Raw genomic sequence first — 24,812 nt, 5'->3', positions numbered from 1 at the left:
GCCTTACCCCTGCCCGCCAGTAGAATTATCACCAGTGCTGCTGTCATGGCCGGCCAGCTGATCCGCCTCGGCCGCCGCCTGCTCCGCCGCGCTCTGGACCAGCGGCACTGCCACCGGTGCCTCCAGCCCCAAGACGAAGGCACGGCCGTAGCCCCAGATTTGCAGCACCAGCCGCAACGCCAGCACCGCAAAGGCCACCGGCGCCAGCAGCTTGGCGGGCCAGATCGGCAGGCCGATGTCAATGGAGCTGTCGCGGCTCCACAGCGGCGCGGCAAAGTCGAAGGAACGCTGAAAATGCGCCCAGCTGCCCCAGACCAGCGCCAGGATCAGCAACAGTATCAGCACCACCGAGACCAGCTCGAACAGCCACAGCGCGCGGCCCCGCAGGGCGCCGATGAAGATGTCCATGCGGATGTGACCGCCCTCGCGCTGCACATAGGCGATGCCCATGAAGGCAATCAGCGGCATGATCTGCTCGATCCAGTCGACATAGCCTGGCAAAGGCGCGTTCATCGCGTTGCGTCCGCCGACCGAGACCACCGCCAGGATCATCAGCGAGAACACCGCAATCCCGCTCAGCAGCGCCAGCAGGCGCTCGGCTTTCAATAACCCGCGGTCCAGCCTGCTGACCAGGCTGCCATCCTCCAGGACTGCTGCTCCTGCCGCCATGCCCTGCCCCCATCTTTCCGAAAGTCAAAGACAGGAAGGGCCGGAACTGTCGCCCGGCCCTTCCGTATCATGTCAGGCTCAGCTGCCCGAGCGGTGGTCGCTGAGGGTCTTCTGCACCAGGTCGTACAGCTCCTGCGCCGGCAGGCCCTGGCCGCTCATGTCCTTGATCCACTGCTCGCGGATCGGGTCGGCGGCAACCTTGCGGAACTCGGCCAGCTGGTCGTCGGAGATCATCACCTTTTCGACGCCCTTTTCCTCCAGAACGCTGTCCCATTTGGTCAGCAGCGCGCCGTAGTTGTCGAGGTAATGGGCAATCGCCTCCTCAACCGAGCTGTCCAGCGCCTCGCGCTCGGCGTCGCTGAGGGCCTCATAGGCATCGGTGTTGACCACCACCGGGCAGTTCACGGTGCCGGGGTTCAGGTTGGCGGTCCACCAGTCGGCCTTGTTGATGGTGCCAAAGCTGAGGTGCGCGTGCTGGGCAAAGGCGACGGTGTCGACAACGCCGGATTCCATCGCGTTATAGGCCTCGGTCGCGGTCACCGAGGTCGGGACTGCGCCAACGGCGGAAAACGCCTGGCCGATACCGCCGGTGGCGCGCACCCGCATGTCCTTGAACTCTGCCAGTTCATCGCGCGGCTCGCCGGTACCGACGATATTGTACTGCGGCATCGGCGAGGTCATCAGCAGCTTGGCGTTCCAGCGCGCCAGATCGGCCTCAACCGCCGGGTGGGCATAGACCGCGTGGGACACGGCCACCTCTTCCTCCAGCGTGTTCACGCCCAGGAACGGCAGCTCCAGCACTGTGATCGAGGGGTTCTTGTCGCGGTGGTAGCCCGCGCAGAACTGGGCCATCTCAAAGGCGCCGATGGAGATGCCGTCGAGGTTTTCCTTGTTCTTGGACAGGCCGCCATAGCTGATGTTCAGGGTGAACTCGCCATTGGTCTTTTCAGAAACCAGCTCTGCCAGTTTCTCGACATGCTCGGTAAAGGCGCGGCGCTTGCCCCACAGGGACACGTTCCACTCCGTTGCGGCAGCCTCGCCCGCCATTGCAATGCCAGCAGTCGCCGCCACAGCGGCGGTCAGAAATCTGTTCATGATGTAACTCTCCCGGATTGCGCCCTTTTTGCCCGCTGCACGTGCGGCAGGCGGACGCTTGCCCGACAGGCTAGCCGCAAGGCCGCGCCCTGCCAACCCCCCGGCAAAAAGGTGACGCAGCAACTCGCGTTCAGCCACGGGGCGCCTGCGTGCGGCCCGCCGCCGGGCGGCCTGGCACAATATGCCGCAGCACGGCTGGGCCTGTTTCCGCTGCCCAGGCTGCCCTTTGGTCAATCCGCCCTGGTTTCACCCGCAAAACGACCGCAAAAGCGTTTACACCTAAACCTTTGTTTTTCCCAAATGCAGCGTATGCGGCTGTCAAAACATTTACAGAACCGCAACCCAAGGGGAAATTCGTTGACAATGAAATGCTTAAAAACCGGTCGCTTATTCACAAATTTTCAGCACGCGGTATTATCAATGCCCAGGAGGAAACGGTTTGACAGCCACGGCACTGCGGTGTCGTTTGTCTTGCCAATAAAATTTCTGGGAGGAAACCGAATGAACGCGCTGCACGCAGACGCTGTCTATCCGCCATCCGACGAAACCGTTGCCCGCGCGCATGTCAATGCCGCGAAATACCAGGAGATGTATGACGCCTCGCTGAACGACCCGGAAGCCTTCTGGGGCGAGCAAGGCAAGCGCATCGACTGGATCAAACCCTTCACCCAGGTGAAGGACGTGAACTACAACTTCGGCAATGTTTCGATCAACTGGTTTGCCGACGGCACCCTGAACGTCTCCGCCAACTGCATCGACCGCCACCTGGACACCCGCGGCGACCAGACCGCAATCATCTGGGAGCCGGATGATCCGAACGAGGACGCGCAGCACATCACCTATAAGGAGCTGCACCGCCGCACCTGCCGGATGGCCAACATCCTGGAAGAGATGGGCGTGCGCAAGGGCGACCGGGTTGTTATCTATCTGCCGATGATCCCGGAAGCGGCCTATGCCATGCTGGCCTGCGCCCGCATCGGCGCCATTCATTCCATCGTCTTCGCCGGTTTCTCCCCCGACGCTCTGGCCGCGCGCATCAACGGCTGCGACGCCAAGGTGATCATCACCGCCGACGAGGCACCGCGCGGCGGCCGCAAGACCCCGCTGAAATCGAACGCCGACGCCGCCCTGCTGCACACCAAGGACACGGTGAAATGCCTGGTGGTCAAGCGCACCGGCGGCCAGACCACCTGGGTCGACGGCCGCGACTACGACTACAACGAGATGGCGCTGGAGGCGGACGACTACTGCAAGCCGGCCGAGATGAACGCCGAGGATCCGCTGTTCATCCTCTACACCTCCGGCTCCACCGGCCAGCCCAAGGGCGTGGTGCACACTTCCGGCGGCTACCTGACCTATGCCGCGATGACCCATGAGATCACCTTTGATTACCATGACGGCGACATCTACTGGTGCACCGCGGACGTGGGCTGGGTGACCGGCCACAGCTATATCGTCTATGGCCCGCTGGCCAATGGCGCCACCACCCTGATGTTCGAAGGCGTGCCGACCTACCCCGATGCCTCCCGCTTCTGGCAGGTCTGCGAAAAGCACAAGGTGAACCAGTTCTACACCGCCCCCACCGCGCTGCGGGCCCTGATGGGCCAAGGCAATGAATGGGTCGAAAAGTGCGATCTGAGCGATCTCAAGGTGCTGGGTACCGTGGGCGAGCCGATCAACCCCGAAGCCTGGACCTGGTACAATGAGGTCGTCGGCAAGGGCAAATGCCCGATCGTCGACACCTGGTGGCAAACCGAGACCGGCGGCCACCTGATGACCCCGCTGCCGGGCGCACACGCGATGAAGCCGGGCGCAGCGATGAAACCCTTCTTCGGCATCCAGCCGGTGGTTCTGGACCCGCAGTCCGGTATTGAGATCGAAGGCAACGGCGTCGAAGGCGTGCTGTGCATCAAAGACAGCTGGCCGGGCCAGATGCGCACCGTCTGGGGCGACCATGAGCGGTTCGAGAAAACCTATTTCTCCGACTACAAGGGTTATTACTTCACCGGCGACGGCTGCCGCCGTGACGAGGACGGCGACTACTGGATCACTGGCCGCGTTGACGACGTGATCAACGTCTCCGGCCACCGCATGGGCACCGCCGAGGTCGAAAGCGCCCTGGTGGCCCACGCCGCCGTGGCCGAGGCCGCGGTGGTCGGCTACCCGCATGAGATCAAAGGCCAGGGCATCTACTGCTATGTCACCCTGATGAACGACCGCGAGCCTTCGGATGAGCTGCTGAAGGAGCTGCGCACCTGGGTGCGGACCGAGATCGGCCCGATTGCCTCCCCGGACGTCATTCAGTGGGCCCCGGGCCTGCCGAAAACCCGCTCCGGCAAGATCATGCGCCGCATCCTGCGCAAGATCGCCGAGAACGATTTCGGCTCCCTGGGCGACACCTCGACCCTCGCCGATCCGTCGGTGGTCGAAGACCTGATTGAAAACCGTGCGAACAAGGGGTGATTGAACGATGAATGTGGCAGTTATGACCCGTCCCGCCGTTCTGATCCTGCTGGGGCCTCCGGGCGCCGGCAAGGGCACCCAGGCGCGGATGCTTGAAGAGAAATTCGGCTACGTGCAGCTCTCGACCGGCGACCTGCTGCGCGAGGCGGTTGCCGCGGGCACGCCCGCCGGCCTCGCCGCCAAGGCGGTGATGGAAGCAGGCCAGCTGGTCAGCGATGAGATCGTGATCAACATCCTGCGCGACCGCCTGGCAGAGCCGGATTGCGCCAAGGGCGTGATCCTCGACGGCTTCCCCCGCACCACCGTGCAGGCCGAAGCACTGGACGGCCTGCTGGCGGAGACCAATCAGAAGATCAACGCCGCGATCAGCCTGGAGGTGGACGACGCCGCGATGGTCGAGCGGATTTCCGGCCGCTACACCTGCGGCGGCTGCGGCGAGGGCTATCACGACAGCTTCAAGCAGCCTGCCGAGGCGGGCAAATGCGACAAGTGCGGCGGCACCGAAATGAAGCGCCGCGCCGATGACAATGCAGAGACCGTTGCCAGCCGGCTGGAGGCCTATCACGCGCAGACCGCGCCGCTGATTGCCTACTACGGCGGCAAGGGCGTGCTGCAAACCACAGATGCCATGGGCGGTATCGACGACATCGCCCAGGATATGGCGGCCATCGTGACCAAGGCCACCAGCTAACGAACAAGAAACGGGGCCTGCCCTAGCGGCAGGACCCCGTCTCCCGGACATTGGAATACCCATCGGCACCGCCTTGGCGGACCGGAGGAGTCATGCCTGCGCCCCCCTGACACGGAGCCAGGCAAACGGAGAGAGCCTGCCCGGTCCCCCGCGGCGGCTCAGGAGGAAGAAGGAGGAGCCGCCATGGCGGATCAAACCACAAATGCGGCAAAAACCGCCGAAGCCGATAAAGGCTACTGGGCGGCGAACGTGCGCATCATTCTAGTCAGCCTGGTGATCTGGGCTGTTGTTTCATTCGGCTTCGGCATTCTGCTGCGCCCGATGCTTGCGGGCATCAAGGTCGGCGGCAGCGATCTGGGCTTCTGGTTCGCCCAGCAAGGCTCGATCCTGGTGTTCCTGGGGCTGATCTTTTTCTACGCGTTCCGGATGAACAAGCTGGACCGCGAATACGGCGTGGAGGAAGAATAAGATGGACCAGTTTACCATCAACCTGCTGTTTGTGGGCGCGTCCTTTGCGCTCTACATCGGCATCGCGATCTGGGCCCGCGCGGGCTCCACATCTGAGTTCTATGCCGCGGGCCGGGGTGTTCACCCTGTCACCAACGGCATGGCAACCGCAGCCGACTGGATGTCGGCGGCCTCCTTCATCTCGATGGCGGGCCTCATCGCCTTTACCGGCTATGACAACTCCACCTTCCTGATGGGCTGGACCGGCGGCTACGTTCTGCTGGCGCTGCTGCTGGCCCCCTACCTGCGCAAGTTCGGCAAGTACACCGTGTCCGAGTTCATCGGAGACCGGTTCTATTCCCCGACCGCGCGCGTGGTGGCCGTGATCTGCCTGATCGTGGCCTCGACCACCTACGTGATCGGCCAGATGACCGGCGTCGGCGTGGCCTTCGGCCGCTTCCTGGAGGTCTCCAACACCGCGGGCCTGCTGATCGGTGCCTGTGTGGTCTTTGCCTACGCCGTGTTCGGCGGCATGAAAGGCGTGACCTACACCCAGGTGGCCCAGTACTGCGTGCTGATCACCGCCTACACCATCCCGGCGATCTTCATCTCGCTGCAGCTGACCGGCAACCCGATCCCGGCCCTGGGCCTGTTCGGCGACCACGCCGCTTCGGGTGAGCCGCTGCTGGCCAAGCTGGACGCCATCGTGACCGAGCTGGGCTTCAAGGAGTACACTCTGCACCACGCCGACACCTTCAACATGGTGCTGTTCACCCTGTCGCTGATGATCGGCACCGCGGGCCTGCCCCACGTGATCATGCGCTTCTTCACCGTGCCGCGCGTGGCTGACGCCCGCTGGTCGGCCGGCTGGACCCTGGTGTTCATCGCGCTGCTGTATCTGACCGCTCCGGCTGTTGGCGCCATGGCGCGCCTGAACATCACCGAAATGATGTGGCCGAACGGCGGCATCGAAGGCGGTGCCGTGACCGTGCAGCAGATCGAAAACGATCCGGAGTACGACTGGATGGCCACTTGGCAGAAAACCGGCCTGCTGGCTTGGGAAGACAAGAACGGCGACGGTGCGATCCAGTACTACAACGACCAGTCCGAAGAGCTGCAGGCGACTGCCGCGGCAAACGGCTGGGCCGGCAATGAGCTGACCAAGTTCAACCGCGACATCCTGGTTCTGGCCAACCCGGAAATCGCCAACCTGCCCAGCTGGGTGATCGGTCTGGTGGCGGCTGGCGGCCTGGCGGCTGCACTGTCGACCGCTGCGGGCCTGCTGCTGGCGATTTCCTCGGCTGTGTCGCATGACCTGATCAAAGGCTCGATCAACCCGAACATCTCGGAAAAAGGCGAGCTGCTGTCGGCCCGTATCGCCATGGCCGTGGCCATCGGTGTGGCAACCTACCTGGGTCTGAACCCGCCGGGCTTTGCCGCGCAGACTGTTGCACTGGCCTTCGGCCTGGCCGCAGCCTCGATCTTCCCGGCGCTGATGATGGGCATCTTCACCAAGGTGAACAACAAAGGCGCCGTGGCCGGCATGCTGGCAGGCCTGATCGTGACCCTGGTCTACATCTTCCTGCACAAGGGCTGGCTGTTCATCCCGGGCACCAACTCCTTCACCGATGCGGACCCGCTTCTGGGCACCATCAAATCCACCTCCTTCGGTGCGATTGGCGCGATGGTGAACTTCGCGGTGGCCTTCATGGTATCGAAGTCGAGCGAGGCGATCCCCGCCGAGATCGAAGAGCTGGTGGAAAGCGTCCGCATCCCGCGCGGCGCCGGGGCCGCACAGGACCACTAAACTCCCCTGGGCGGGCTGCTCCCAGCGGCCCGCCACTTTCCTCATGGTCCCGTCCGGTTCACACTCGGCGGGACCATTTTTTGCTAGGCCGCCTGAAACAGCGGTCATAAGGAAACACTCAGGATTGCCCCCGCCCTGGGGGTCAGGCCGGGGGCAATCCGGGCCTGCGGCCCGGGAAAGACAGTTCGAGAGGACACAATCAAATGCCCCTATCTGACGCCGCACTGCTCCGCTTCCTGACCTCGGTCCACCCCTACGACAGCCTGGAACCCGCGCTGCTGCAGGATCTGGCGCCAAAGTTCCGCCAGATCGAGGCCGATGCCGGCACCCCCGTCTATGCGTTGAACGAAGAGCTGCAGGGGCTCTACCTGGTCCATACCGGCGAGGTGGAAGTGACTGATGAGAACAGCATCCCCGTCTCCATCCTCGGCCCCCGCAATTCCTTTGGCGAACGCGGGCTGACCCGCGGCGGCCGGGCCGTGACCTCTGCCCGGACAACCAAGGACACAATCCTGCTGCTGCTGCCCAAGGCGGATTTTCATGCCCTGATGGCCAGCCAGCCCAAAGTCGCCAAATTCTTCGACCGCCGCCGCCCCGGCAGCACGGATACCGGCAGCCTGGCCACCACACGGGTCGAGGCGATCATGGCGCGCGATCCCGTCACCTGTTCCGGCGGCCTCACCTGCCAGGGCGCGGCGCAGCTGATGCGGGACCGCCGCATCTCCTCCGTCTGCGTGACCGACGGGGACAGCCTGCAAGGCATCCTCACCACCCGCGACCTGACCGCCAAAATCCTCGCCGCGGGCAAACCGATCTCCACCCCCGTCTGCAACGTGATGACCCCGGACCCTCTGACCCTGGCACCCTCCGCGATTGGTTCGGACGTGCTGCACATGATGATGGAGCACGGCATCGGCCACATCCCGGTGGTCGAGGCCGGGCGGCTGGCCGGCATCGTCACCCAGACCGACCTCACCCGCTTCCAGGCGGTCAGCTCGGGCGAGATGGTCTCTGCCATCGCCCGTGCCGGCTCGGCTGAGGACATGGCCAAGGTCACCGCCGAAATCCCCCGCCTGCTGGTGCAGCTGGTGGCGGGCGGCAACCGGCATGAGGTGGTGACACGGCTGATCACCGACATCGCCGACACCGCCACCCGCCGCCTGCTGGCACTGGCCGAGGAAAAACTGGGCCCTGCCCCGGTGCCATACCTGTGGCTCGCCTGCGGCTCGCAAGGGCGGCGCGAGCAGACCGGGGTGTCAGATCAGGACAACTGCCTGATCCTGTCCGACGACCTGGACGAAGGCGACGAGGCCTATTTCGAGCAGCTCGCCAAATTTGTCTGCGACGGGCTCAACACCTGCGGCTATGTCTATTGCCCGGGTGACATGATGGCCTCCAATCCCCGCTGGCGGCAGCCGCTGCGGGTCTGGCGCGACTATTTCCGCGGCTGGATCGCCAAGCCGAACCCGGAGGCGCAGATGCTGGCCTCTGTGATGTTTGACCTGCGCCCCATCGGCGGCGATACCGCGCTGTTTGCCGATCTGCAGCAGGAGACCCTGAAGGCCGCCAGCGCCAATTCGATTTTCACTGCCCACATGATCGCCAACTCGCTGAAGCACGCCCCGCCGCTGGGCCTCTTGCGCGGGCTGGCCACCATCCGCTCGGGCGAGCACCGCAACACGCTGGACATGAAGCACAATGGCGTCGTGCCGGTGGTGGACCTGGGCCGCATCTACGCGCTGCAAGGCCAGCTGGCGGAGGTCAACACCCGCGCCCGGCTGGAAGCGGCAGAGGCCGCGGGCGTGCTCAGCCCCTCCGGCGCGCGCGATCTGCTGGACGCCTACGACCTGATTGCCCAGACCCGGCTTGAGCATCAGGCGGCGCAGATCCGCAGCGGCCAGGCGCCGGACAATTATCTGGCGCCGTCGGATCTGTCGGATTTTGAGCGAAGTCATCTGCGCGACGCCTTTGTTGTGGTAAAGACAATGCAATCGGCGGTTGGGCACGGTAAGGGAATGCTGAGCTGACGGCAGCGCCTGCGGAGAGCCTTGGAGCCTCCGGCGGGAGTATTTTGGGAAAGATGAAAAGGCCGGGGGCCATCGGGGAGTTGGGATGTTTCTGGAACTGATTGCGGTGATTTTTGCAGGCATCGCCGCGGCGGGCGTGGTGATGCTGCTGAACCGGACGCTGAAAGGGCGGCTGCCGCGCTGGATGGCGCCGGTGGCTGCGGGGCTTGCGATGATCGGCGTCACCATCGCCTCGGAATACGGCTGGTACGGGCGCACCAAAGCGGCCCTGCCTGAGGGGCTGGAAGTGGCGGAAACAGTTCACAACCAGAGCTTTTACCGCCCCTGGACCTATGCCGTGCCTTACGTGGACCGCTTTGCCGCACTCGACACCGCCACCATGAAAAGCCACGAGGCGCATCCGCAGGTCTATCTGGCCGAGGTCTATTTCTTTGGCCGCTGGGCGCCGGTGAGCAAGCGGCCTGCGGTGCTGGACTGCGGCAAATGGCGCCGCGCGCTGGTGGCAAGCGGCACCGTCTTTTCCGGCAACAGCCTGCCCACGGGACTCGACTGGGTTGCCGGCGGCCCGGAAGACGCGCTTCTGAACACGGCCTGCGGAGAGTAGCGATGCTGTCACGTCTCAGCCTGCGCCTGCGGGTTTTCCTGTTCTTCTGCCTGCTGGCGCTGGGCGGCATCGCCGTCACCGGCGGCGCGCTGTGGCTTGGTTACAGCCGCGCGGGCCAGCCGGGTCTGACCGATGCCTTCATCTTCTCCGGCCTGCTCAGCAGCTTTGCCATGCTTGGGCTGTGCGCCGGGGTCTGGCTGCTGTTCGACGAAAACGTGGCCAAGCCGATCGAACGGCTGGCAGCAGGGATGCGCGCCCGGGCCCATGCCGGGGTGAACAAGGAGCTGGACACCCACGGCGCCCGCTACCTGGGCGATCTGGCGGCCGCTGCCGAGGGGCTGGCGGGCCAATTGGGCGACTCTGCCCTCAGCGCGGCGGAGGCCATCGCCCGCGAGACCGAGCATCTGGAAGCGGAGAAAACCCGCCTCGCCGCACTGCTGACGGATATTCCCATCGCCACTGTCATGGCCAGCCCCGCGCATCAGATCGTGCTCTATGACGGCCAGGCCGCCGCGGTGCTGGCGCAGGAAGCGCCGCCGCGGCTCAATGCGCCGCTGTCCGATTATCTGGACCTGACCGGGCTGGAGGCCGCCTATGGCCGGCTGGTGCGCAGCGGCATGGAGGTTAAGGCCGAGGTGAAAAGCGCCAGCGGCGCCCAAGTGTTCGATCTGCGGCTGAAACCGCTGGGCGGCGCGCCCGGCTATATTATCCTGTTCGAAGGCACCCATGCGGGCCTCGCCCCTGATGACTCGCGCCCGCTGGTTTATGATTTTGCCCTGCTGGACACGGAGCACGCAGAGCTGGACCACCGCAAACTCTCGCACCTCAGCTATGTGGTGTTTGACACCGAAACCACCGGCCTGCTGCCGCATAAGGACGAGATCGTGCAGATCGGCGCGCTGCGGGTGGTGCGCAACCGCATCATCCAGGGCGAGCAGTTCGAGACGCTGGTCGATCCCGGCACGCCAATCCCCGCTGCCTCCACCAAGGTGCATGGCGTCAGCGATGCCATGGTCCAAGGCGCGCCGGACATTGGTGAAGCCGCCCGCGGGTTCCACCGCTTTGCCTCGGACGCTGTGATCGTCGCGCATAACGCGCCTTTCGACATGGCCTTTCTGCGCCGCCACGCTAAGCGCGCGGGCGTTACCTGGGAGCAGCCGGTCCTGGACACCGTGCTGCTGAGCGCGGTGCTGTTCGGCGCCTCGCAGAGCCACACGCTGGATGCGCTGTGCGAACGGCTGGAGGTGACGATACCGCCGGCTCTGCGCCACACTGCAATGGGGGATGCCCAGGCCACAGCGGAAGTGTTCTGCAAGATGCTGCCCATGCTGGAGGCCCGCGGCCTCACCACCTTTGGCGCGGTGCTGGAGGAGACCCGCAAGCACGGCCGCCTTATCGAGGACATGAATTAGTGCTCTGACCCTGGCTAGACAATCACGCCCATGCGTGGCAGGTCACTGGCCGGAACGAACAAAAGGCGCGCGATATGGCCGACACCAGCTTCATCCCCGGGCCGGACACCGCCCGGGCCTACCGCGATGCGCTCGGCTGCTTCGGCACCGGGGTGACGGTTATCACCACCCAGACCCCGCGCGGCCCGCTGGCGATCACCGTCAACAGCTTCACATCGGTCTCATTGGAGCCGCCGCTGCTGCTGTGGTGCCCGGCCAAGGCCTCGCTGCGCCACGGCGCCTTTGTCGCGGCAGAGCATTTCGCAATTCACGTGATGGCAGAGGACCAGCTCGGCCTGGCCAAGCATTTTGCCGCCAACGGCGAGGACTTCGCAGCCGCCGCCTGGCAGCCGAACGCGCAAGGCGCACCGGCGCTGGAGGGGGTGATTGCCCGGTTCGACTGCCGCCGCTTTGCAGCCCATCCGGCAGGCGACCACACTATCGTGATCGGTGAGGTGGCCAGCGTGACCACCCGTCCAGGCAAGGGGCTGATCTTCAAACGCGGCCAGTACGGCGGTTTCCTGGAACAGAGCTGAGCGCCGCCAAGCCCGCGCAAGGCAGCCACAGCTATCCCGCGGGCTGAACCGGCGGCACGCCCGTGTGCCCTTCCTCTGCGCTGCTGTCCCCTGCCCGATCGTCCTGCCCCGACAGCAGATGCGGCAAAACCGCTGACGCGGTCAGATCCATGCCGGGCTCCATGCTCAGCGCACGCTGCGGGCAGATCGAAACGCAGAGGCCGCACTGAAAGCACAAGGATTCCACAAAGCTCAGCGCGCTGCCGTCTTCCGTCAGGCTCAGCGCGTCCGACGGGCAGACCCAGACACAGCTGCTGCAATGGGTGCAGCGGGTTTCGTCCAGACTGACCGCCCCATACGGGGCTTGCTCCGGCAGCGCGATAGTGACGGCCCTGGCCGGCAGCAGCGCCGCGGCGCTGGCCCGCGCGGTATCCCTGCGGTTGCCCACCGCCAGCACGTCGGGTGCGACGGAGGGGAACGGAAAGATCCCCGCCTCCAGACGCCGTGCGAGAATACCGGCATCCTCGAACAGAAGGACCCTGCCCAGCCCGCCCAGAACGCGGGCCAATTCCACCTGCTGCTGCTGGTGCGTCCTGGCGGCAGAACCAGGGCAAGATTGCAGGTGAATGACGTCAAATCCGCAAGCCAGCGCATGCAGCAGGTCGGCGTGGCCGATTTTCTCCAGGCAGCAGACGAGAACAGGGGTCATATCCGCCCCGCCCTCTGCTTCCTGCGGCGGCGCCGCCAGCGGCGGAGCAACCGGTTCGGCCTCAAACAGGATCAGGACCTGGGCACGGCCGGTTTCATGCTTGCGCCGGTGCGCCGCCTCACACAGCTCCATCAGCGGCAGCTCGCAGCTGCTGCTGGCCACATCCAACAGGGCTGCACGCCCGCACGGCGCGTGGCGCACTGTGCAATCCGGAGTCTCGGGCCGCTGGCAGAAACACACGTATTGCGGCGGGTTTCCGTCTGGCCTCTGCCCCTCAGGGGTATGAGCGTGGATCTCTCCCATGAGGGGATGCTAACACGAATATCTGCTCCTCATACGTGTAATTCACCATCCTGGCAGAATTGCCGGAGTATTTACAAAGTTCTCTCAAAGCAAAAAATGGGCCCGCCGGGCAGAAGCCGGCGGGCCTGCGCTTTTCCTGTCAGCCGCAACGGCGGTTTATTTCAGGGCCGCATCGGTAATCGCGTGCGTCCAGGCGCCTTCCGGCTCCTTGGTGATCACCGGGTCGGACCCGCCGCCCATCAGCGTGGAAACGGTCCGCTCATAGTCCGCCGGGTCCAGCGCGCCGTTGCTGCCTGCGGTCAGCTTAGCGATCTCGCCCATCATCCGTTTCTGGTGCTCCTCGGTCTGGGCGCCGGAGGCGTCATTGTCGAGCACGATCTCCGCCGCCTCGTCAGGATTCTCCTCGGCATATTTCCAGCCCTTCATCGAGGCCCGCACAAAGCGCTCCATCTTGTCCGCGAACTCAGGGTTCCCGAGGTTCTCCTCCAGCACATAAAGCCCATCTTCCAGCGTGGCGACGCCCTGGTCCTCATACTTGAAAGTGATCAGCTCATCCGGCGACACCCCTGCGTCGATGACCTGCCAGTATTCATTATAGGTCATGGTCGAAATGCAGTCCGCCTGGCGCTGCAGCAGCGGGTCGACGTTAAAGCCCTGCTTCAGCACTTCCACGCCGCTCTCGCCCTTGCCTTCGGTGGAGATGCCCAGCTGGCTCATCCAGCTCATAAAGGGGAACTCATTGCCGAAGAACCAGACACCCAGGGTACGGTTGGCCAGGTCTTCCGGTGCTGCGATGCCAGTATCTTTCCAGCAGGTCAGCATCATGCCGGAGGATTTGAACGGCTGGGCGATATTGACCAGCGGCAGGCCCTTTTCGCGGGCCGCCAGCGCCGCAGGCATCCATTCCACCGTCACATCGGCGCCGCCGCCGGCAATCACCTGGGTCGGCGCAATATCCGGGCCGCCCGGCAGGATGGTAACATTCAGGTCTTCTTCCTCGTAGAACCCCTTGTCCAGCGCCACGTAATAACCCGCGAACTGCGCCTGGGTCACCCACTTCAGCTGAAGCGTCACATCATCCGCCGCCTGCGCCGCCCCGGTTGCCCCCAGCGCCAAAGCCGCCGCAGTCAAAATATGTTTCATGTCTCATTTCTCCCTATTGATTATGATGTGAAGCTTGCCCGGGTTCGGCCATCCATTCAAAGTTTTTTCTTTATCAGGCCTGCCCTTGCGGGCGCCCCGCGCAAATTTCCGGCAAAGCCGCCCCGCGTCTGGCGGGATGGCTTCTTCCTGTCAGCCCCGCTGCGACGGGTGCCAGAAGGTGAAGCTTTTCTCGACCAGTGCCACCAGCCCGTAAAAGGCCGATCCCGCCAGCGCGGCCACCACGATTTCGGCCCAGACCATATCCAGCGCCAGCTGGCCGACGCTGGTGGAAATCCGGAACCCCATCCCGACTGTGGGCGAACCAAAGAACTCCGCCACAATCGCACCGATCAGCGCCAGGGTGGTGGAGATCTTGAGGCCGTTGAACACAAACGGCAGCGCCGCAGGCAGCCGCAGCTTAAAGAAGCTCTGCCAGTAGGTCGCCGCATAGGTCTGCATCAGATCGCGCTGCATCGCCGAAGTCTCGCGCAGGCCTGCCACAGTGTTCACCAGCATGGGAAAGAATACCATGACCACCACCACGGCGGCCTTGGACTGCCAGTCGAACCCGAACCACATCACCAGGATCGGCGCGGTGCCGACAATCGGCAGCGCAGCGACAAAGTTCCCCACCGGCAGCAGCCCGCGGCGCAGGAAATCGCTGCGGTCGACCAGGATCGCGGTCAGGAAGGCCGCGCCGCAGCCGATCACATAGCCGCCAAGCGCGCCCTTCAGGATCGTCTGGGCAAAATCTGCCCACAGAATGGGAAGGCTCGCCATGAACCGCTCCGCAATCACCGAAGGCGCAGGCAGGATCACCAGCGACACCTCCAGCCCCCACACCAGCAGCTCCCAGACCAGCAGCACGGTAATGCCGAATATGGCCGGCACCAAGAGCTGCACCGCACGGGTCTTCGACGCCGGGCTATTGGCCAGCCGGCTGTTCAGCCACCACCCCAGACACCAGACAAGAACGGCAAGGACTACCATCACCATGACAGGATCCCCCTGTTCTTCTGGCCAAAAATATCCCGGGTGAGCCGCGCAGCGGCGAGGGCAGAGCCCTCTTTCCAAACATCCATCATGCCCGCACCCCCATCCGGCGCAGGACCAGCTTCTCGATCAAGCTCAGCAAGGCCACCAGCGCCGCCGCCAGGATCGCCGCCGCAAACAGCGCCGACCAGATCTGCACCGTCTGCCCGTAGTAGCTGCCCGCCAGCAGCCGCGCACCAAGCCCTGCAACCGCGCCGGTCGGCAGTTCGCCGACAATGGCCCCAACCAGCGACGCCGCAATGCCGATTTTCAGCGACGCGAACAGATACGGCATCGAGGACGGCAGCCGCAGCTTCCAGAACCCTTGCGAGGTATTCGCATTGTAGGTCTTCAGCAGATCCAGCTGCATCGCATCCGGCGCGCGCAAGCCTTTCACCATGCCGACAACGACGGGGAAAAAGCTGAGGTAGGCCGAGATCACCGCCTTGGGGATGATCCCTTGCACCCCGATGGAGTAGAGAACCACGATGATCATCGGTGCCAGCGCGATGATCGGGATGGTCTGGCTGACAATCGCCCAGGGCATCACCGACATATCCATAACCCGGCTATGCACGATGCCCACCGCCAGCAGGATGCCGAGGCCAGTGCCGATGGCAAACCCCAGCAGGGTTGCCGAAAGCGTCACCTGCGCATGGTAGATCAGGCTGCGCTTGGAGGTGATCTTCTTCTCCACCGTGGTCTCCCACAGCTCCACCGCCACCTGATGCGGCGCGGGCAGCCGCGGGCGGTCCTGCACCCAGGTGTCATTGATGGCAAATGTGTTCTTCGCCACCAGCCCGATCTCGCTCATGTCCCGGCGCGCCTTGGCGGTGGCCGGGACCACTTCCGCCCCTGCCCGCTCTGCCTGATCCAGCACGCCCTTGATGTTCATCGGCACGCAGGCCGCATACCAAAGGGCGATAATGGCCGCGACAACGGTAAGGACGGCAACAAGGTTCTTCATCGCTGCACCCTCCGCAAACGGCAGCCAACCGGTGCACAGGGGGTGTACAGGGGGTGCACGGATGGCACCCCCCAATTCCGGCGGGTCGTTCTGGCAAGTTCAGTCATCGCCATGCCCCGCCCGCAGGCCCTCGCGCACCCGGTGGGCGATCTCGATAAATTCCGGGCTGTCGCGGATATCCAGCGGCCGCTCCTTGGGCAAGGTGCTGTCGATGACATCATGGATGCGCCCCGGCCGCGGCGACATTACCACGATCTTGGTCGACAGATACACCGCCTCCGGGATCGAGTGGGTGACAAAGCCGATGGTCTTGTTAGTCCGCGCCCACAGCTTCAAGAGCTGTTCGTTCAGATGGTCGCGCACGATCTCATCCAGCGCCCCGAAAGGTTCATCCATCAACAGGATATCGGCATCAAACGCCAGCGCCCGCGCGATGCTGGCCCGCTGCTGCATCCCGCCCGACAGCTGCCAGGGAAACTTGCCGCCAAAGCTTGATAATTCAACAAGTTCCAGCACCTGGTTAACGCGCTTTTCCTGCTCCGCCTTGGAATACCCCATGATCTCCAGCGGCAGCTTGATGTTCTTTGAGATAGTCCGCCACGGGTACAGCCCCGCCGCCTGAAACACATAGCCATAAGCCCGGTTGCGGCGCGCCTCATCCGGGGTCATGCCGTTGACGGACAGGCTGCCACCGGTCGGTGTCTCCAGCGCCGCGATACAGCGCAGAAAGGTGGTCTTGCCGCAGCCCGAAGGCCCGATGAAGGAGACAAAATCCCCCTTGTTGATTTCCAGGCTCACATCCTTCAGCGCATGCACCGGCCCGTCGTTGGTCTGGAAGGTCAGGTCCAGGTTCCGGGCCTCGATCACGCAGTCAGCGGGGGCTGGTGCGGACGCGGCGGCCTCGGGACGGATTGCCTGGGTGGTCGGTTCCATATTCATATCTTCGCCTTGATTTCACGCAGGAAAACGGGCCGCCGTTTCCGGCAGCCCGCTCCTGATTTACACGCCTGTTGCCGGGATGCCGGTGCGCTCCACCGGGCGCGGCGCCGTCAGTTCCTTCCAGGTCGACAGCGCCTTGTTCACCGTGGTGTTGGCCTCCCGGGCGACGAACTTGCCGTGGCCCTCCTGGCACTTGATCTCGCCGTCTTGCACCGCCACATGGCCGCGGGTCAGGGTAAAGCGCGGCAGGCCCTTCACCTCATGCCCCTCGAACACGTTGTAGTCGATCGAGGACTGCTGGGTATCCGCCGAAATCGTCTTGCGCTTTTCCGGGTCCCAGACCACCAGGTCGGCGTCGGCGCCAACCAGCACCGCGCCCTTTTTCGGGTAACAATTCAGTATTTTAGCGATGTTTGTTGATGTAACGGCAACAAACTCGTTCGGGGTCAGGCGGCCGGTTTCGACACCGTGCGTCCACAGCATTGGCATCCGGTCCTCCAGGCCGCCGGTGCCATTCGGGATCTTGGTGAAATCGCCAACACCCGTGCGCTTCTGCTCGGTGGTAAAGGCGCAATGGTCCGTCGCCACCACCGACAACGAACCCGACTGCAGACCGGCCCACAGGCTGTCCTGATGCTGTTTATTACGGAACGGGGGCGACATCACCCGGCGGGCGGCGTGGTCCCAATCCTTGTTGAAATACTCGCTCTCATCCAGGGTCAGATGCTGGATCAGCGGCTCGCCCCAAACCCGCTTGCCCTGCATACGGGCGCGGCGAATGGCCTCGTGGCTGTCCTCGCAAGAGGTGTGCACCACATAGAGCGGCACACCCGCCATATCGGCGATCATGATGGCACGGTTGGTCGCCTCGCCCTCCACCTGCGGCGGGCGGGAATAGGCATGCGCCTCCGGGCCGGTGTTGCCCTGTGCCAGCAGTTTGGCCGACAATTCCGCCACCACGTCGCCGTTTTCCGCATGCACCATGGCGATGCCGCCCAGCTCTGCCAGCCGCTGGAAAGAGGCATAGAGTTCATCATCATTCACCATCAGCGCGCCCTTGTAGGCCATGAAATGCTTGAAGGTGTTGATGCCGCGCTCCTGGATTACGGTCTTGATATCGTCAAAGACCTGCTCGCCCCACCAGGTCACCGCCATGTGGAAAGAGTAGTCGCAGTTGGCGCGGGTCGATTTGTTGTCCCAGCGCTTCAGCGCGTCCAGCAGGCTCTCGCCCGGGTTGGGCAGCGCGAAGTCCACCACCATGGTGGTGCCACCCGCCAGCCCTGCGCGGGTGCCGGACTCAAAGTCGTCCGAGCTGTAGGTGCCCATGAAGGGCATCTCCAGATGGGTGTGCGGATCAATCCCGCCCGGCATCACATAGCAGCCGGTGGCGTCCAATTCCTCATCGCCTTTCAGGTTCGGGCCGATCTGCGTGATGACCCCGTTTTCGATCAGAACATCGGCTTTGTAGGTCAGATCGGCAGTCACGATGGTGCCGTTCTTGATGACTTTACTCATGGTTTTAACTCCCTAAATCGGGGCGTATTTTCACGCCTCCACTTATCTCTTCCGCAGTCTGCCGCAGCGTGTTTCATCTTTCCGGAAATACTCTGGGGGAGCGGCCCAAGGGGCCGCGGGGGCAGCGCCCCCTACTCCACGATTTCCGCTGTCTCGACCACCGCGTGGAACAGCACATTGGCACCAGCCTCGGCCCATTCCTTGCTGATCTCCTCGGCCTCGTTGTGACTAAGGCCATCGACACAGGGGCACATGACCATCGCGGTCGGCGCCACCCGGTTGATCCAGCAGGCATCGTGGCCTGCGCCCGAGATGATATCCAGATGCGAATAGCCCAGCCGCTCCGCCGCATTGCGCACTGCACTCACGCAGCCGTCGTCAAAGGCCACGGGATCAAAGCCGCCGACCTTCTCGAATTCGATCTCTACTCCCATTTCCTCGGCAATCCGGGTGCCCTTCTCGCGCAGGCGGTTTTCCATATCGGTGATCACATCCAGCTCCGGGCTGCGGAAATCGACGGTAAAGACCACCTTGCCGGGGATCACGTTCCGCGAGTTCGGGTAAACGTCGATATGGCCCGCGGCGCCTACAGCATGGGGCGCGTGGCTCCAGGCGATCTCGTCCACCGCCTCAAGGATCCGCGCCATCGCAAGGCCCGCGTTGCGGCGCATCGGCATCGGGGTGGAGCCGGTGTGCGCGTCCTTGCCGGTGATGGTCACCTGTGTCCAGCTGAGGCCCTGGCCGTGGGTCACGACACCGATATCCTTGCCCTCGGCCTCCAGGATCGGCCCTTGTTCGATGTGCAGCTCAAAGAAAGCGTGCATCTTGCGGGCACCGGTTTCCTCCTCGCCGCGCCAGCCGATGCGCTTCAGCTCATCGCCGAATTTCTTGCCTTCCGCGTCTTCCCTGTCATAGGCCCAGTCCTGGGTGTGTATGCCGACAAACACCCCCGACGACAGCATGGCCGGCGCATAGCGGGTGCCTTCTTCATTGGTGAAGTTGGTGGCCACGATCGAGTGCTTGGTCTTGATGTTCATGTCGTTGAGCGAGCGGATCAGCTCCAGCCCCGCCAGCACCCCCAGAACACCGTCGTACTTGCCGCCGGTCGGCTGGGTATCCAGGTGCGAGCCGACATAGACCGGCAGCGCGTCCGGGTCGGAGCCTGCGCGCATTGCAAACATGTTGCCCATCTGGTCCAGCCCCATGGTGCAGCCAGCCTCTTCGCACCATTTCCGGAACAGCGCGCGGCCTTCGCCGTCCTCATCCGTCAGCGTCTGGCGGTTGTTGCCACCCGCCACGCCGGGGCCTATTTTGGCCATCTCCATCAGGCTGTCCCACAGCCTGTCGCCATTGATTTTCAGATTCTGTCCAAGCGACGTCATCTCGAGCTTCCTTCCCTGTGCGCCCGTCTTTGCAGGCTTGCTCCGGCTTGACGCCGTGTTAGGTGGCTTCGAATGCTGGTCCTTCACCAAGCCGGTCTGTTCGCTATCCGGACATTGATTTGACCAACTGGTCAAACTCACGCTATCACGGGTTCACCATCAGTCAAGAAATTGCCGCAAGAGCCCTGCAAAAAACGGCCCCGATGCAGGAAACAGGTGAAATTCCGTGCTTTCGCCGGCCCCAGGCGGCAGAACCAGACAAGGACGACCATGCCCGCAGACCGCGCGCCCACCCGCATTCAGAAGAAGAATTGCGCTGCCATCCTGGAAGCGGCGCTGGACGTGTTTTCCAGCCACGGCTTCCGCGGCGCGACCGTGGATCAGATCGCCAAGGCGGCGGGGCTGTCGAAACCGAACCTTCTTTACTACTTCCCTTCCAAAGAAGCGATTTTCAACGAACTGATGGCAGGGCTGCTGGACACCTGGCTGGACCCGCTGCGAAGCCTGAACCCTGAGGGCGATCCGCTGGAGGAGATTCTCGCCTATGTGCAGCGCAAGCTGCAGATGAGCCGGGATTTCCCGCGCGAAAGCCGCCTTTATGCCAATGAAATCGTACAGGGTGCACCGCGGCTGCGCGAGGTGATCGCGACCGACCTAAAGGTGCTGGTGGAGGAAAAGGCGCAGCTGCTGCAGGACTGGATGGATGCCGGGCGGATCAACCGGGCGCACCCCCAGCACCTGTTGTTCTCGATCTGGTCGCTGACCCAGCATTATGCAGATTTCGACGCCCAGGTGCGCACGCTGATGGGGGAAGAAGACCCGTTCGACGCCGCGCCGGAGTATCTGGAAACCCTGTACCGGCGGATGCTTACGCCCAAAAGCTGACATGAAAAAGGCGGTCCGGATGGACCGCCCTTTCCTCTTGCTCCAAACACCCCCGCCGGAGGCACATGCCCGTCAGGGCGCGTTTTTCTCACTCCGCGGCCGTGGCCGACGGGTTGTTCGGATGCGTGGTCCAGTTGGCATATTCGCCCGAGACCACCTCGCCGGTGCGCTCGTCGATCTGGCCTGCGGGCACCTCCTCCATGGTGATGCAGCCTTCCACCGGGCAGACGTTCACACAGAGGTTGCAGGCGACGCATTCGTCGTCCTTCACGGTGAACACCCGGTCCTCGCTCATCGCAATCGCCTGGTGCGACGTGTCCTCGCAGGCCGCATAGCAGCGGCCGCATTTGATGCAGTCGTCCTGATTGATCTTGGCCTTGGTCACATAGTTCAGGTCCAGGTACTGCCAGTCGGTCACATTCGGCACCGCCATGCCGATGAAGTCCCGGGTGGAGGTGTAGCCCTTCCCGTCCATCCAGTTCGACAGGCCGGAGATCATCTCCTTCACCACGTTGAAGCCATAGGTCATCGCCGCGGTGCAGACCTGCACGTTGCCTGCACCCAGCGCCATGAACTCTGCCGCGTCGCGCCAGGTGGTGACGCCGCCAATGGCGGAGATTGGCAAGCCCTGTGTCTGCGGGTCGCGGGCGATTTCCGCCACCATGTTCAGCGCAATCGGCTTTACCGCCGGGCCGCAATAGCCGCCGTGGGTGCCCTTCCCGCCAATCGTCGGCTCCGGTGCCATATTGTCCAGGTCCACCGAGGTGATCGAGTTGATGGTGTTGATCAGGCTGACCGCATCGGCATTGCCTGCATGCGCCGCCCGCGCCGGGTGGCGGATGTCGGTGATGTTCGGGGTTAGCTTCACGATCACCGGCTTGGAGTAGTATTTCTTGCACCACTCGGTGACCATCTGGATGTATTCCGGCACCTGCCCCACAGCGGAGCCCATGCCGCGTTCGGCCATGCCGTGCGGGCAGCCGAAGTTGAGCTCGATCCCGTCGGCGCCGGTGGCCTCCACCTGCGGCAGGATGTCTTTCCAGGCCTGCTCCTCGCAGGGCACCATGATCGAGACGATCACGGCCCGGTCCGGGTAGTCTTTCTTGACCCGGGTGATCTCCTCCAGATTGGTCTGCAACGGCCGGTCGGTGATCAGTTCGATATTGTTCAGCCCCAGCAGGCGGCGGTCGGCGCCCCAGATCGCGCCATAGCGCGGGCCGTTCACATTGACCACCGGCGGGCCTTCGGCGCCCAGGGTCTTCCAGACCACACCGCCCCAGCCGGCCTCAAATGCGCGGCGGACGTTGTATTCCTTGTCGGTCGGCGGCGCGGAGGCCAGCCAGAACGGGTTGGGGGATTTGATCCCCAGAAATTCTGTTTTCAGATCAGCCATTTGATCTCTCCTCTTAAGGCTAGCTCGGAACGGTTTCCCGTTCCTGACTGGCTCAGCCCATCAGGCTGGAGTGAATGTCCATTGCAGCGTCGCGGCCCTCGGCCACGGCGGTCACGGTCAGGTCCTCGCCGCCCGATGCGCAATCGCCCCCGGCCCAAACTCCAGCCACGGAAGTGCGCCCGTTGGCGTCCACCTTGATCTTGCGGCCCTCCAGCGCCAGCGCGTCCGGCTGGCCTTCCAGCGTCTGGCCGATCGCCTTGAACAGCTGATCCGCGGCCAAGCGAACGGTCTCACCGGTGCCGGAAACCTTGCCGTCCGCGACCTGAGTATACTCCAATTCCACCTCTGCTGCTGCGCCATTGCCGTGCACCGCAACCGGCATCACGTTGAACATCAGCTTCACCCCTTTGGAGGCCGCCAGATCCTGCTCAAACCGGCTCGCGCCCATCTCCTCGCGGCTGCGGCGGTAGGCGATGGTAACGTTTTCGGCGCCCAAAAGCTTGGACTGCACCGCGGCATCAACGGCGGTCATACCGCCACCGATCACCACCACGTTTCGGCCCACGGGCAGCGCGGTGAGGTCGTCCGCCTGCCGCAACTCAGCGATGAAGTCCACCGCGTCGCGGACACCGTCCATATCCTCGCCCGGCGCGCGCAGGGCATTGACCCCGGCCAGACCGATGGAGAGGAACACCGCGTCATACGCCTCCTTCAGCGCATCCAGCGACAGGTCCTCGCCCAGCTTTTTGCCGAAATCCATCGTGATGCCGCCGATCTGCAGAAGCCAGTCAACTTCGCGCTGCGCAAAGTCGTTGGTAGTCTTATAGGCGGCAATACCGAATTCATTGAGGCCGCCGGCCTTGGACCTGGCGTCATAGACCACCACGTCATGGCCCAGCATCGCCAGCCGGTGCGCCGCAGAGAGGCCCGCAGGGCCCGCGCCCACAACGGCCACCTTCTTGCCGGTCGCGGCAGCGCGGGTGAAGGGATGTTCCCCCTTCGCCATCAGTGTGTCGGTGGCATAGCGCTGCAGGCGGCCGATCTCGACCGGCTTGCCTTCTGCCGTCTCCCGCACGCAAACCTCTTCGCACAGGGTTTCCGTTGGGCAGACCCGAGCGCACATGCCGCCCAGGATGTTCTGCTCCAGAATGGTGCGGGCCGCGCTTTCGGGATGGCCTGCCTGGATTTCCCGGATGAACTGGGGAATGTCGATGCTGGTCGGACAGGCCGTCATGCAGGGCGCGTCATAGCAGAAATAGCAGCGGTCGGCGGCCACGGCGGCCTCATGCGCGTCATAGGGCGGGTGCAAGTCCGAGAAATTCTCAGCGATCCCGGCAGCGTCAAGCCGCGCTGCCTGAATGCCGGATGCCTGATGGCTGGTCGCCATTGGGTGTCTCCCTGATTTTCGGTTGTTCTTGCTATTCAGAGTGCCACAGTCTTATTTTTTATCAACTGGTAAAATTTTTCAGGCAGGCAAAAATTTTGCCGCCCCCGGAGGAGCGGCATGCAAGAAACTGTTTTGCAAATATAAAACCGCGATGCCTATTCAGCAGTCATTTGCGCAAGATGGCCCGTTTTCATCCACACTTTCGCGCCGCCGGGACCGGCCAGGGCCTCCAGCCGGCTGCCAGGCGGCAGACGGAGCCAATCCCAACGGGCGAATTCCTCGCCGTTTTCGCTGTAGCTGCCTTCGACCACAAAAACCTCCAGCCCGCCGGGCGCCTCCAGGCTGACCGCCTGCCCGGGTTCCCAAGCTTGTAGCATCACCGTCTCGACCGCGTCCTGAAACAGCTGCTGCTGAGAGGTGCTGTCATCGGTGCGGGATTTGACCTCGGTGCGGTCCGCGGGGTCGAACTGGTGCAGCTTGACAAGGATCACCGCCCCCTCTGCCGCGGCGGGCGTGTGGCTGGTGGTGGGTGGATTGCGGACATAGGAGCCCGCGGGAAAATCGCCGTGCTCGTCCTGGAACACGCCGTCCAGCACCAGAAACTCCTCTCCGCCGTCGTGCACATGCGGATCATAGGCGGAGCCCGGCGCAAAGCGGACGATGGTGGTGGCGCGGGCAACCTCCTCGCCGATGCGGTCAAGCATCTTGCGCTCTACCCCCGGAGCCGGGCTGGGCACCCAGGGCGTGTCCTCGAAATGCACCGCGGCGCGTTTGGTGAAGTCGGCATTGATACGCATGTCTCTCTCCCCTGACTGCGCCAGCCAATGTGGCGGCTGGCCGGGGGCAAGGGAAGAGCGTTCACGAAACCGTGCTTGATCCGCAGCGTCAGCCGGGCAGCACCGCTGTGGCTTCGATTTCCACTTTGGCTTCGTCCTCGACCAGCGCCGAGACGACGACCATGGTCATGGCCGGGAAGTGATAGCCCATCACCGCGCGGTATGCTTTGCCGACTTCCGCCTGGTGGGCGAGGTATTCCGCCTTGTCAGTTACATACCAGGTCAACCGGGTGATGTCTTCGGCGGTGCCGCCTGCGGCTTCGACCACCTCCAGAATGTTGCGCAGCGCCTGGCTCATCTGGCCGATGAAATCTTGCGCCTCGAAAACCTGTTCCGCGGTCCAGCCGATCTGGCCGCCGACAAACAGCAGCTTGCCCTCTGCAACCATGCCGTTGGCGTAACCTTTGGCGGGCTTCCACCCTTCGGGATGCACACTGATGGCCGGCATGGCGGGGCTCCTTTACTGATAATGCCTGCTGCCGACAATAGCGCCGCGGCGGGATTTATTTCAAGCTTAAAACTTATAAGCCTGAAGCAAACCCGCCATGCAGC

General features: G+C 63.7%; 22 protein-coding genes. 9 read left to right on the top strand and 13 right to left on the bottom strand.

Annotated features, from left to right (window positions below):
- Positions 1-3: 3 nt before the first annotated feature.
- The gene (locus ACXAED_RS16755) at positions 4-669 is read right to left on the bottom strand and encodes a TRAP transporter small permease subunit (protein ID WP_475051582.1); all 666 of its coding nucleotides are present in this window, start codon (positions 667-669) and stop codon (positions 4-6) included.
- A gap of 78 nt (positions 670-747) precedes the next feature.
- Positions 748-1,764 carry a C4-dicarboxylate TRAP transporter substrate-binding protein gene (locus tag ACXAED_RS16750; RefSeq protein ID WP_475051580.1) on the bottom strand — a complete coding sequence of 339 codons (1,017 nt, stop codon included), beginning with the start codon at positions 1,762-1,764 and terminating at the stop codon, positions 748-750.
- 501 nt (positions 1,765-2,265) lie between these two features.
- Here ACXAED_RS16750 and acs point away from each other — a divergent pair.
- The 8 genes from acs to ACXAED_RS16710 all read left to right on the top strand — a co-directional run bounded on the left by acs (position 2,266) and on the right by ACXAED_RS16710 (position 11,790).
- Positions 2,266-4,227, top strand: a complete 1,962-nt coding sequence (gene acs / locus ACXAED_RS16745) for an acetate--CoA ligase (protein WP_475051579.1) — start codon at positions 2,266-2,268, stop codon at positions 4,225-4,227.
- Positions 4,228-4,234: 7 nt separating this feature from the next.
- Positions 4,235-4,918, top strand: coding sequence for an adenylate kinase (locus ACXAED_RS16740; protein WP_475051578.1), 684 nt, complete (start codon positions 4,235-4,237; stop codon positions 4,916-4,918).
- A gap of 183 nt (positions 4,919-5,101) precedes the next feature.
- Entirely contained in the window at positions 5,102-5,386 is a 285-nt protein-coding gene (locus tag ACXAED_RS16735) for a DUF4212 domain-containing protein (protein WP_222503016.1), read from the top strand.
- Position 5,387: 1 nt separating this feature from the next.
- On the top strand, positions 5,388-7,172 hold the full coding sequence (locus tag ACXAED_RS16730; protein ID WP_475051575.1) for a sodium:solute symporter family protein: 1,785 nt from the start codon (positions 5,388-5,390) through the stop codon (positions 7,170-7,172).
- 203 nt (positions 7,173-7,375) lie between these two features.
- Positions 7,376-9,199, top strand: a complete 1,824-nt coding sequence (locus ACXAED_RS16725; protein ID WP_475051573.1) for a DUF294 nucleotidyltransferase-like domain-containing protein — start codon at positions 7,376-7,378, stop codon at positions 9,197-9,199.
- An 85-nt stretch (positions 9,200-9,284) separates the two neighbouring features.
- Positions 9,285-9,803 carry a hypothetical protein gene (locus ACXAED_RS16720; RefSeq protein WP_475051571.1) on the top strand — a complete coding sequence of 173 codons (519 nt, stop codon included), beginning with the start codon at positions 9,285-9,287 and terminating at the stop codon, positions 9,801-9,803.
- Positions 9,804-9,805: 2 nt separating this feature from the next.
- Positions 9,806-11,215: a 3'-5' exonuclease gene (locus ACXAED_RS16715; RefSeq protein WP_475051568.1), complete on the top strand. Its 1,410-nt coding sequence runs from the start codon at positions 9,806-9,808 to the stop codon at positions 11,213-11,215.
- Between the two features lie 74 nt (positions 11,216-11,289).
- Positions 11,290-11,790: a flavin reductase family protein gene (locus tag ACXAED_RS16710; RefSeq protein WP_475051565.1), complete on the top strand. Its 501-nt coding sequence runs from the start codon at positions 11,290-11,292 to the stop codon at positions 11,788-11,790.
- Between the two features lie 31 nt (positions 11,791-11,821).
- Here ACXAED_RS16710 and ACXAED_RS16705 read toward each other — a convergent pair whose 3' ends face one another.
- The 7 genes from ACXAED_RS16705 to ACXAED_RS16675 all read right to left on the bottom strand — a co-directional run bounded on the left by ACXAED_RS16705 (position 11,822) and on the right by ACXAED_RS16675 (position 19,759).
- On the bottom strand, positions 11,822-12,679 hold the full coding sequence (locus ACXAED_RS16705; protein WP_475051562.1) for a 4Fe-4S dicluster domain-containing protein: 858 nt from the start codon (positions 12,677-12,679) through the stop codon (positions 11,822-11,824).
- 258 nt (positions 12,680-12,937) lie between these two features.
- Positions 12,938-13,924 carry an ABC transporter substrate-binding protein gene (locus ACXAED_RS16700; protein ID WP_475051559.1) on the bottom strand — a complete coding sequence of 329 codons (987 nt, stop codon included), beginning with the start codon at positions 13,922-13,924 and terminating at the stop codon, positions 12,938-12,940.
- 150 nt (positions 13,925-14,074) lie between these two features.
- Positions 14,075-14,920, bottom strand: a complete 846-nt coding sequence (locus ACXAED_RS16695) for an ABC transporter permease (RefSeq protein ID WP_475051557.1) — start codon at positions 14,918-14,920, stop codon at positions 14,075-14,077.
- An 85-nt stretch (positions 14,921-15,005) separates the two neighbouring features.
- Positions 15,006-15,923 (bottom strand): ABC transporter permease, encoded by a 918-nt coding sequence (locus tag ACXAED_RS16690; protein WP_475051556.1) that lies wholly within the window; start codon positions 15,921-15,923, stop codon positions 15,006-15,008.
- A 99-nt stretch (positions 15,924-16,022) separates the two neighbouring features.
- Positions 16,023-16,862: an ABC transporter ATP-binding protein gene (locus ACXAED_RS16685; protein WP_475051554.1), complete on the bottom strand. Its 840-nt coding sequence runs from the start codon at positions 16,860-16,862 to the stop codon at positions 16,023-16,025.
- Between the two features lie 60 nt (positions 16,863-16,922).
- The gene (hydA, locus tag ACXAED_RS16680) at positions 16,923-18,377 is read right to left on the bottom strand and encodes a dihydropyrimidinase (RefSeq protein ID WP_475051551.1); all 1,455 of its coding nucleotides are present in this window, start codon (positions 18,375-18,377) and stop codon (positions 16,923-16,925) included.
- A gap of 131 nt (positions 18,378-18,508) precedes the next feature.
- The gene (locus tag ACXAED_RS16675; protein ID WP_475051548.1) at positions 18,509-19,759 is read right to left on the bottom strand and encodes a Zn-dependent hydrolase; all 1,251 of its coding nucleotides are present in this window, start codon (positions 19,757-19,759) and stop codon (positions 18,509-18,511) included.
- Between the two features lie 270 nt (positions 19,760-20,029).
- Here ACXAED_RS16675 and ACXAED_RS16670 point away from each other — a divergent pair, with 270 nt between their 5' ends.
- The gene (locus ACXAED_RS16670; RefSeq protein ID WP_475051545.1) at positions 20,030-20,644 is read left to right on the top strand and encodes a TetR family transcriptional regulator C-terminal domain-containing protein; all 615 of its coding nucleotides are present in this window, start codon (positions 20,030-20,032) and stop codon (positions 20,642-20,644) included.
- Between the two features lie 88 nt (positions 20,645-20,732).
- Here the strand turns inward: ACXAED_RS16670 and preA are convergent, their stop codons facing one another.
- The 4 genes from preA to ACXAED_RS16650 all read right to left on the bottom strand — a co-directional run bounded on the left by preA (position 20,733) and on the right by ACXAED_RS16650 (position 24,708).
- On the bottom strand, positions 20,733-22,037 hold the full coding sequence (preA, locus tag ACXAED_RS16665; protein WP_475051542.1) for an NAD-dependent dihydropyrimidine dehydrogenase subunit PreA: 1,305 nt from the start codon (positions 22,035-22,037) through the stop codon (positions 20,733-20,735).
- A gap of 52 nt (positions 22,038-22,089) precedes the next feature.
- The gene (locus ACXAED_RS16660; protein WP_475051540.1) at positions 22,090-23,424 is read right to left on the bottom strand and encodes an NAD(P)-dependent oxidoreductase; all 1,335 of its coding nucleotides are present in this window, start codon (positions 23,422-23,424) and stop codon (positions 22,090-22,092) included.
- Positions 23,425-23,579: 155 nt separating this feature from the next.
- Complete coding sequence (locus tag ACXAED_RS16655; protein ID WP_475051539.1) at positions 23,580-24,221, bottom strand: cupin domain-containing protein; 642 nt, start codon at positions 24,219-24,221, stop codon at positions 23,580-23,582.
- 88 nt (positions 24,222-24,309) lie between these two features.
- A complete protein-coding gene (locus tag ACXAED_RS16650; protein ID WP_475051537.1) occupies positions 24,310-24,708 on the bottom strand; it encodes a RidA family protein in 399 nt (132 codons plus the stop codon).
- Positions 24,709-24,812: the final 104 nt, after the last annotated feature.

This window comes from Leisingera sp. ABM4_103, from assembly GCF_056158685.1.
This window is presented reverse-complemented; position numbering and strand designations above follow the sequence as displayed.